We start from the raw sequence: 7,284 nt of genomic DNA, 5'->3' as shown, positions 1-7,284 counted from the left end.
GGCCTGTTCGTTGCCGCGGCACGCAACAGGCCGATGCGCCTCACCCCACTCGGCGAACGGCTCGCTCGCGAGCTCCATCGCGCCCTCGCCGCCGACCCCCATACCCAGACCACATCACCTACCGAAGAGAAGAAGGCATCATGACCGAGAAGAAGCGGACCTCCAGTCGTCTGCAACGGGCAGCACGGGAGCGCATGAAGGTGACAGGGGAGAAGTACACCGCGGCGCTGATGGCCGTGACGGAGGACGCCGGGTCACAGACTGAGCTCAGCTCCCCGCCGACCACGCCCGCTGGTTCACTGCGCGCGTCCGTCGACCCCGAGGCGCGGCGGTGAGCCCCGGCTCTACCGAGGATGGCGAGCCGGTCCTCCAGCCCGACACGATGCAGTGGAACAACTCCGGGTGGACCGAAAAGCCGTGGTCGGCACCTCACCTGGCGCCGCTGTTCACCGAGCTCACGTCAGCGAAGAGCGCGCCGAGCTGGGCGCGTCGCGCTGTGAAGATCATCCACCGGTACACCCGCGAGCACGGCGAACCGCCGACGTTCCGCGAGCTGTTCACCGAGCTCGCCGCACAAGACCCCGACTACGCCGACCACGAGGAGGCGTGGTCGTCACGCGCAGTCCGGAGCCTCGTGATGGTGCATTGGCGAAGGCAGGGATGGGTGCGCTACCGGACCGAGACGCGCACTCTCCGATCCGGCCCCACCGCGAACGGCGACCTGTTCCCGGCTACCCGTCCGCCTCGTCGGGAGGGAGCGCGGCGAGAAGCTCCTCGAGAACGATGACGAGCTCGTTGTATCCCTGTGTGTAGAACAGCGCGTCCGAGCCCGGGGTTTCGCCGCCGACGATATCGGCGAGCACGGTGCGCGCTTCCCGAGTTGCGGCCTGCAGTCGTGTCTCGATGTCCGGCAGGCTGCGGATCCATTCGTCGATGACGGTGAAGCGGATGGGCGTGAAGTCGTGGGCGTCGACGCCGACGTGGAACTCGTGCCCGTGGGGGCCGTGATCGCGGGCATGCGTGTGACCGTGCAGCAGCGGAACGCCCTCGTCGCCGCGTGGGCGGTGCGTCGTATGCCGGTCGGTGCCGTGCGAGTCGCCGCTGTAGGGATAGTGGGATGCCAGGATCCGGTACCCGCGGCGGGTGCCCTCGATGACCTCGGGGAGTATGCTCCACCCGGCCGCCTCGTACAGCGGGGCGAATCGTTCGATCGCGCGCCTTGACTGTGTTGCCGGCGAAACTCGGTCGTGGTTGCCGGGCACGAGAAATCGTCGCCCGTTCAGGTGCTCGGTCAGCCCGACAGATTCCTCGATCGGTCCGAGCGCGAGGTCACCGAGATGAAGGACGATGTCGTCCGGTCCCACGACCTCGTTCCACCGTCGCACCAGCTCCGCGTTCATCTCTTCCACGGTCGCGAACGGGCGGTCGGCGAGTTCGCTGATCCGTGCGTGGCTGAAGTGCTGGTCCGAGGTGACGAAGTCCACCTGGTCGAAGTCAAACCACGGATACTGGCTCACACCGGCCTCCTTCGATGAGCGTGGCCCTCGAGAAATCTAGGGATATCTATCGTTTCGCTAGACGGGTGTAGATGTTCCTAGAGATCATCGAGGTCGACCCCGAAGCGCGCCGCCAGATCCTCGAGCGGTTCACCGCTCATGCCATCCCGCTCACGCACCACCCGCTCGACCTCGCGGTCGTCGATTGCTTCGACCAGCTCCTCGAGTACTCGGTCGATGTCGCCGCCGTTCGCGGCGGCGACTCGCGCCACTTCCCTTGCCGCGTCAGCGAGCGTGTAGAGACGCTCCCAGGGGTGGTCTCCGTGACGGGCGATCGCGACGGTCTCACGAGTGTAGGAGCGGTCGTCCCCGGCGACGAGCCAGCGTTCCTCGCCCTCAGCGGTGATGAAGAAATCGACCACACACTCACCGCACGGCATCTTGTAGACGCCCGGTTCGGTGGGCGCCGCCTCGGTCGCACGCGTGATCATCTCGCGGATGACGCCTTCCCAATCGATCGCCGGTTCATCGTCGCCCATGGTGACCTCCCGAAGTAGAACAGAGAAGTGTCTCACTTCGGCACCGCGGCGTCTAGGGCTCAGCCCCGTCGCGTTCGCGCATCAGTTCGCTTGACCACCGATGGTCTACCCGAGCTGGTGGGCAAGAATCACAGCCTGCACGCGGTCGCGGACGCCGAGCTTGGCGAAGATTCGGTTGATATGCGTCTTCACCGTTGCGGGTGAGAGATGCAGTGCCTGGCTGATCTCGCCGTTGGAGAGGCCGAGCGCGATCGCGTTGAAAACGTCGCGTTCTCGGGGGGACAGAACCGAGAGGCCCTGTCCGCCCGGGACGGGCTGGTCGCGGCCGGTGTAGGCGTCGATGAGCTGCCGTGTGATGCGGGGCGTCACGATGGCATCGCCTCGAGCGACGACGCGTACGGCGTCCACGAGTTCTTGGTGTGTCGCAGTTTTGACGAGGAACGCACTCGCCCCCGCGCGGAGTGCCCCGAAGGCGTACTCGTCCAAGTCGAACGTCGTGAGTACGATCACGCGGCTCCGCAGCCCGCCGTCGACAATTGCGCGGGTGGCGTGGATACCGTCTTGACGCGCTGTGGGTGACGGAACGCCGCACCCGACTGTCGGCCGGCTATCTCGACCGGCGGTTCGCGGAGCTGCGGGACGAGGCCGGCTTGTCAAAGGCCCTGACTCTGCACAGCCTCCGGCATTCGTACGTGACGCACCTGCTCGAGTTCGGCTACGCCGACCGATTCGTCCAGGAGCAGGTCGGGCACATGCATGCTTCGACGACCTCGATCTACGCCTCCGTCAGCTCGGACTTCAAGAACCGGGTACTCGCGGACGCATTGAAGGCCCTCATCGAAGGAGAAGCAGATGACCGTTGAGCTCGAGACCGCATGGAGCCTCCGCAGCGTGATGGCCTCGCGCGGGATCTTCCAGACCTCCAAGCTGAAGCCGTTGCTCGAGGAGCGGGGCGTCGACCTGTCCCGGGAACAGGTGTACCGACTGGTGACGCAAGCACCGCAGCGGGTTCGCATCGACGTGCTCGCCGCGCTGTGCGACGCGTTGGAGTGCTCGCTCGACGACCTCGTGCAGGTCACCCGCCGGGAGGCTGCGGCCCCGGTCGCGGTGGGTGAAGAGGCGACGCGGGGTGCGATCGGCGATCTGCGGCCCGTGCGGGCCACGATCCGTCGCCCGCGCTCGAAGTAGGCCGCGGTGGCGAAGCCTCCGCAGGAGCCCAGGGTTGCTGAGGTCGCCGGGCTCGTCCACGCGATCGCGCCGGAGATCCCGGTGGAGCGCCTTGTTGAGATCGTGGCTGAAGTCGCACCCGTGCCGCTCACCCAACGGCGTCTCGAACTCGCACTCCTCAAACAACCTGGAGTCCTCGAAGGGCGACACCGGAACGTACCGGTGACGGTGCAGGATCTGGCCCACGCTCTCGTGAACGAGGGTGCCGGGCGGGTCGTCTTGCCTACATGCGATTCCTGTGGACGTGCCGTTCGGATGCCTCACAAGACGCAGACCGGCGGTCGCCACTGCTCGCGCTGTGAACGGAATGCCCGATCGGTCGCGTGTGCCAGATGCGGACGAGTTCAGCCCGTGCAGCGCACCGTCGATGGGCAACGGTTCTGCCGGGACTGCTGGCGAGCCGATCCGCGGTCGTTCGGCGACTGCTCGCGATGCGGGCAGAACGCCACGATTATCGTCCGTCGCCCCGCGCTCGTCTGTCTCGCGTGCTACACCGCGCCGGTCAAGATGTGCGAGGTCTGCGGGGAGCCGGGCCGCGTAGCGACGCACCTGGACGGCCGACGGGTCTGCGCCCGCTGCTACTACGCGATGCGACGCCCCCAGCCGTGCCCGGAGTGCGGGCGGAAGGTGTTCCTCACTGGCTTCATGAATGGGCACAAGGTCTGCGCCGAGTGCGCAGGAGCTCCCGTGACGATGGCATGCCCGGGATGCGGGACGATCGAAGAGGTGCGCAAGCACCGGCTATGCGTAGAGTGCCGGCGACCTATCGCCATCCAGCAACTGCTTGCTGACGACAGCGGAGAGATCCGCCCCGAGCTGCACCCGCTCGCGGAGTATCTGGTGACGCACCACGGCAGTGCGATCTCCCTCGAGCGGTGGCTGCACAAGAGCCGCTGTGCGGTCGTCCTCCGTGAGCTCGCCGATGGCACGCTGCCCCTCACCGCGGACGCGATCATGACCAGAGCGCACGCCGGCCAGTCCGTGGCATTCCTGCTCTCGCTCCTCATCCGCTCAGGCGTGCTGCCCGATTTCGACATCCAAGCGGCGAGGTTCGAGCACTGGTTCCAACGGTGGCTTCCGACCGTCCCCCATCCCGAGGACCGGCTCCTCCTACGGCGGTACTGCACCTGGGAGCTGCTGCCGTCGGGCAGATCACTCAGGGGCAGACCAGCTACGGCCGTCCGATCCGGCTCCACCTATCAGAAGGTGCGTGCGGCGCTGAAGCGGTGCGCGGCCCTCCTGCAGCAGATCCGCGCGAGCGGCGAAACGCTGACGACATACCCGCAGCGATCTCTCGACGGCTTCCTCACCGGTTCGCCCTCACAACGGGATGCCCTCGCGCCGTTCACCCGGTGGCTGCGACGGCACCGCCTGAGCCGCCTCCGGGTCGAGTTCCGCAGCCATCGCCTCGAAGGGCGCGACTACGCCGCCGACCATCGGTGGACGATGGCACGCGCGTTCATCACGCGAGACGACATGGATCCCGTGACGCGAGTCAGCGGATTGCTCGTCCTGTTCTACGGGCTCCACCTGACCCGCATCGCAGCGATCACCCGCGCACAAGTCGATACGACCGCGCGCCCCATGACGCTGACGGTCGGAACTGAACCGATCGAGCTGCCCGAAGTCCTCGCCGAAGCAATGGTCCAGCTGCTCGACGGCAACCGCTCCGACACTTGGCTCTTCCCGGGCAGGAACCCGGGCCGACCGATCACCCCCGGGCCGCTCAGCCGTCGACTCCGTCAAGAAGGACTCCTCGCCGGCAGCGCTCGTGTCACCGCGTTGATGGACCTCACCCGACAACTGCATCCTCGAATCGTGTCCGACCTGCTCGGCATCACGGCGTCATCAGCTGCCGCCTGGGCACGCCTCTCCGGGGGCGAATGGTCCGACTATCCCGCGCTGCGCTCAACCTCGACCTGAGCACCAATGGCCTCCCGCTACGCTTGCGCCTCCAGTGGGACTGCCTGAATTATCGGACAGACCCCCGGGCTTGGCTACAGATAGCGGCAGACCTGATCCGAGCTGCACGTGTCGGGCTCGACGTGCTCGGCCTGGTCGCGGAGCCCGGCGAGGGTGTCGCGCAGGTCGTGGAGCTGCCTGAGCTGCTGGTCGATATCGGTGAGGCGTGCGTCGAGGAGGTCGCGGACGTGGCTGCAGGGCGCTTGGCCGTGGTCGCGGATGTGGAGGATCTGCTGGATCTGGGCGAGGGTGAGTCCAGCGGCTTGGCCGCGGTGGATGAAGTCGATTCGGGCGATGGTCTCGGCGGTGTAGTTGCGGTAGCCGCTGGGCGTGCGCCCGGCCGGCGGCAGGAGCCCCTGGTCCTCGTAGAACCGCAACGTCTTCGCCGTGGTGCCGGCCGCGTCGGCGAGCTCTCCGATCCGCATTCCCCGCCCCCCCTTTTCGCTGGTCGCAAATTTCGTGCTTGACCTTCCCCTGTGGTGGAAGGTTCATGATGAGTGTATCAGCGGGATGTTCCAAGATGTCCAGGGAGGAATAAGGATGCCATCGAGGTTTGATCTGGCCGTGATTGGGTCGGGTGGCGCGGCATTCGCCGCGGCGATCCGCGCCACCACACTGGGAAAGTCGGTGGTGATGATCGAGCGCGGCACGTTGGGCGGCACGTGCGTGAACACGGGGTGCGTTCCGTCCAAGGCGCTGCTCGCGGCCGCCGAGGCCCGCCACGTGGCCGCGGATGCGGGCTCCCGGTTCCCGGGGATCGCCGCCACCGCTGGCCCGGTAGACATGCACGGGCTGGTGGGTGGCAAGCAGGACCTGGTCGAGGCGATGCGGAGTGAGAAGTACATCGACGTGGCAGAAGCCTACGGCTGGCCGGTCCGCCAGGGCGAGGCGGCGTTCGCCGGCACGCCGGATGCGTCGGTCCTCGAGGTCACCGCCGCGGACGGCACCGTCGAAACCATCGAGGCCGCCCACTACCTCATCGCCACAGGCTCCCGCCCGTGGGCTCCTGCCATCGAGGGGCTGGACGGCGTCGACTTTCTCACCTCGACGTCGGCGATGGAGCTGTCCGAGGTGCCTGACTCGCTGCTGGTGCTCGGCGGGGGCTATGTGGCGCTGGAGATGGCACAGTTGTTCGCCCGGCTCGGCTCGAAGGTGACTCTGCTGGTGAGGTCCCGGCTGGCGTCGAAGGAGGAGCCGGAAGTCTCCAAGGCGTTGCAGGAAATCTTCGCCGACGAGGGCATCCGAGTGGTCCGCCGCGCCATCCCCACCCGCGTCACCCGCGACCCGGGCACCGGCCAGATCGTCGCCGCGGCCGAGGTCTCGGGCGGCGTGCAGGAGTTCCGTGCCGACGAGATCCTCGTCGCGCTCGGCCGCGCCCCGGTCACCGACGGGCTCAACCTCGAGACCGTGCAAGTGAAGACCGGCGCGGCCGGAGAGGTCGTGGTCACCGACCAGTTGCAGTCCTCCAACCCTCGCGTCTGGGCGGCTGGGGATGTCACCGGGCACCCCGAGTTCGTCTACGTCGCAGCCCGGCACGGCACGTTGGTCGCCGAGAACGCCTTCACTGACGCCAGCACGTCGGTCGACTACACGCGGATGCCGCGGGTCACATTCACGAGCCCTGCCGTCGGCGCGGTCGGGATGACCGAGAAGGAGGTCATCGCGGCCGGGATCCGCTGCGACTGCCGTGTCCTGCCACTGGAGTACGTGCCCCGCGCGCTGGTGAACCGGGACACCCGCGGGTTCATCAAGATGGTCGCCAACGCGGACACCGGCGAGATCCTCGGCCTGACCGCGGTCGCCAAGGACGCCGGCGAACTCGCCGCCGCAGGTGTCCACATCCTAGGCAAGACCATCACCGAGGTCGCCGACGCGTGGGCCCCGTACCTGACCACGGCCGAAGGCATCCGGATCGTAGCCAAGGCCTTCACCACCGATGTGTCGATGCTGTCCTGCTGCGCCTGACCGCGCGCCAGACAGCGGATCCACCCCATCAGAAACTGGAGCCTCGCCCGCTCCTCGATCGGCCCGCCCGGGTCGAATCGATCTCCCCGGCCAGC

At 67.5% G+C, this 7,284-nt stretch carries 10 protein-coding genes; 6 read left to right on the top strand and 4 right to left on the bottom strand.

Features of this window, described 5'->3' with window-relative positions; translation table 11 throughout:
* The first annotated feature begins 140 nt into the window (after nt 1–140).
* Together DSP71_RS18445 and DSP71_RS18440 are read left to right on the top strand one after the other, a co-directional pair.
* Nucleotides 141–335 carry a hypothetical protein gene (locus DSP71_RS18445; RefSeq protein WP_101305229.1) on the top strand — a complete coding sequence of 65 codons (195 nt, stop codon included), beginning with the start codon at nt 141–143 and terminating at the stop codon, nt 333–335.
* Complete coding sequence (locus DSP71_RS18440; protein WP_147251391.1) at nt 332–787, top strand: hypothetical protein; 456 nt, start codon at nt 332–334, stop codon at nt 785–787. Before DSP71_RS18445 ends, DSP71_RS18440 begins: the two co-directional genes overlap by 4 nt.
* Here the strand turns inward: DSP71_RS18440 and DSP71_RS18435 are convergent.
* The 3 genes from DSP71_RS18435 to DSP71_RS18425 all read right to left on the bottom strand — a co-directional run bounded on the left by DSP71_RS18435 (nt 732) and on the right by DSP71_RS18425 (nt 2,545).
* Complete coding sequence (locus DSP71_RS18435) at nt 732–1,517, bottom strand: hypothetical protein (RefSeq protein WP_101305230.1); 786 nt, start codon at nt 1,515–1,517, stop codon at nt 732–734. The genes DSP71_RS18440 and DSP71_RS18435 overlap by 56 nt on opposite strands.
* Nucleotides 1,518–1,594: 77 nt before the next feature.
* Nucleotides 1,595–2,035, bottom strand: coding sequence for a zinc ABC transporter ATPase (locus DSP71_RS18430; RefSeq protein ID WP_113681776.1), 441 nt, complete (start codon nt 2,033–2,035; stop codon nt 1,595–1,597).
* A 105-nt stretch (nt 2,036–2,140) separates the two neighbouring features.
* Nucleotides 2,141–2,545: a response regulator transcription factor gene (locus tag DSP71_RS18425; protein WP_051498749.1), complete on the bottom strand. Its 405-nt coding sequence runs from the start codon at nt 2,543–2,545 to the stop codon at nt 2,141–2,143.
* Between the two features lie 26 nt (nt 2,546–2,571).
* On the opposite strand from DSP71_RS18425, the gene DSP71_RS22535 reads away from it, so the two are divergent.
* From DSP71_RS22535 to DSP71_RS18410, 3 genes are all read left to right on the top strand, one after another.
* A complete protein-coding gene (locus DSP71_RS22535; RefSeq protein ID WP_275587390.1) occupies nt 2,572–2,898 on the top strand; it encodes a tyrosine-type recombinase/integrase in 327 nt (108 codons plus the stop codon).
* Entirely contained in the window at nt 2,888–3,223 is a 336-nt protein-coding gene (locus tag DSP71_RS18415) for a helix-turn-helix transcriptional regulator (protein ID WP_060960789.1), read from the top strand. Before DSP71_RS22535 ends, DSP71_RS18415 begins: the two co-directional genes overlap by 11 nt.
* Nucleotides 3,224–3,955: 732 nt before the next feature.
* Complete coding sequence (locus tag DSP71_RS18410) at nt 3,956–5,185, top strand: hypothetical protein (protein ID WP_257022287.1); 1,230 nt, start codon at nt 3,956–3,958, stop codon at nt 5,183–5,185.
* 74 nt (nt 5,186–5,259) lie between these two features.
* Here the strand turns inward: DSP71_RS18410 and DSP71_RS18405 are convergent, their stop codons facing one another.
* A complete protein-coding gene (locus DSP71_RS18405; RefSeq protein ID WP_017828519.1) occupies nt 5,260–5,649 on the bottom strand; it encodes a heavy metal-responsive transcriptional regulator in 390 nt (129 codons plus the stop codon).
* A 115-nt stretch (nt 5,650–5,764) separates the two neighbouring features.
* Between DSP71_RS18405 and merA the strand changes: the two genes are divergently transcribed.
* The gene (gene merA / locus DSP71_RS18400) at nt 5,765–7,189 is read left to right on the top strand and encodes a mercury(II) reductase (protein ID WP_036286088.1); all 1,425 of its coding nucleotides are present in this window, start codon (nt 5,765–5,767) and stop codon (nt 7,187–7,189) included.
* The last annotated feature ends 95 nt before the right edge of the window (nt 7,190–7,284 follow it).

Source organism: Microbacterium sp. H6, assembly GCF_003314775.1.
In the GTDB taxonomy this organism is placed as follows: domain Bacteria; phylum Actinomycetota; class Actinomycetes; order Actinomycetales; family Microbacteriaceae; genus Microbacterium; species Microbacterium oxydans.
This window is presented reverse-complemented; position numbering and strand designations above follow the sequence as displayed.

Excerpts from the sequence above, each read along its gene's own strand:
- DSP71_RS18445 (WP_101305229.1), top strand. The coding sequence starts at position 141 with ATGACCGAGAAGAAGCGGACCTCCAGTCGTCTGCAACGGGCAGCACGG.
- DSP71_RS18430 (WP_113681776.1), bottom strand. The coding sequence starts at position 2,035 with ATGGGCGACGATGAACCGGCGATCGATTGGGAAGGCGTCATCCGCGAG.
- DSP71_RS18415 (WP_060960789.1), top strand. The coding sequence starts at position 2,888 with ATGACCGTTGAGCTCGAGACCGCATGGAGCCTCCGCAGCGTGATGGCC.
- DSP71_RS18410 (WP_257022287.1), top strand. The coding sequence starts at position 3,956 with ATGGCATGCCCGGGATGCGGGACGATCGAAGAGGTGCGCAAGCACCGG.
- DSP71_RS18405 (WP_017828519.1), bottom strand. The coding sequence starts at position 5,649 with ATGCGGATCGGAGAGCTCGCCGACGCGGCCGGCACCACGGCGAAGACG.
- merA (WP_036286088.1), top strand. The coding sequence starts at position 5,765 with ATGCCATCGAGGTTTGATCTGGCCGTGATTGGGTCGGGTGGCGCGGCA.